Raw genomic sequence first — 700 nt, 5'->3', positions numbered from 1 at the left:
ATCGGCAAGTACTAGCGCGTCAGCTTCAGCAAGTACCAGTGCGTCAGCCTCAGCAAGTACAAGTGCATCGGCTTCGGCATCAACCAGTGCGTCGGCTTCAGCAAGTACTAGCGCGTCAGCATCGGCATCAACCAGTGCGTCGGCTTCAGCAAGTACTAGCGCGTCGGCTTCAGCAAGTACCAGTGCTTCAGCATCGGCAAGTACTAGCGCGTCAGCCTCAGCAAGCACAAGTGCCTCGGCTTCAGCAAGTACTAGTGCGTCAGCATCGGCGTCAACAAGCGCGTCGGCTTCAGCGTCAACCAGTGCGTCGGCTTCAGCAAGTACAAGTGCCTCAGCTTCAGCAAGTACAAGCGCGTCGGCTTCTGCAAGCACTAGCGCGTCGGCTTCAGCAAGTACCAGTGCTTCAGCATCGGCAAGTACTAGCGCGTCAGCTTCAGCAAGTACTAGCGCGTCAGCTTCAGCAAGTACTAGTGCGTCAGCATCGGCATCAACCAGCGCCTCGGCCTCAGCAAGTACCAGTGCTTCAGCATCGGCATCAACCAGTGCGTCGGCTTCAGCAAGTACAAGTGCCTCAGCTTCAGCAAGTACAAGCGCGTCGGCTTCTGCAAGCACTAGCGCGTCGGCTTCAGCAAGTACCAGTGCTTCAGCATCGGCAAGTACAAGCGCGTCAGCTTCAGCAAGTACGAGTGCCTCAGCTTCA

General features: G+C 56.9%; 1 protein-coding gene. It reads right to left on the bottom strand.

All coding sequences use genetic code 11. The features are described 5' to 3' along the window. Window positions 1–700: hypothetical protein (locus tag D8837_RS09580; RefSeq protein ID WP_185755708.1), on the bottom strand; the 700-nt coding region annotated here is incomplete at both ends.

The organism is Streptococcus mitis (genome assembly GCF_003942965.1).
Taxonomy (GTDB): domain Bacteria; phylum Bacillota; class Bacilli; order Lactobacillales; family Streptococcaceae; genus Streptococcus; species Streptococcus mitis_BH.
This window is presented reverse-complemented; position numbering and strand designations above follow the sequence as displayed.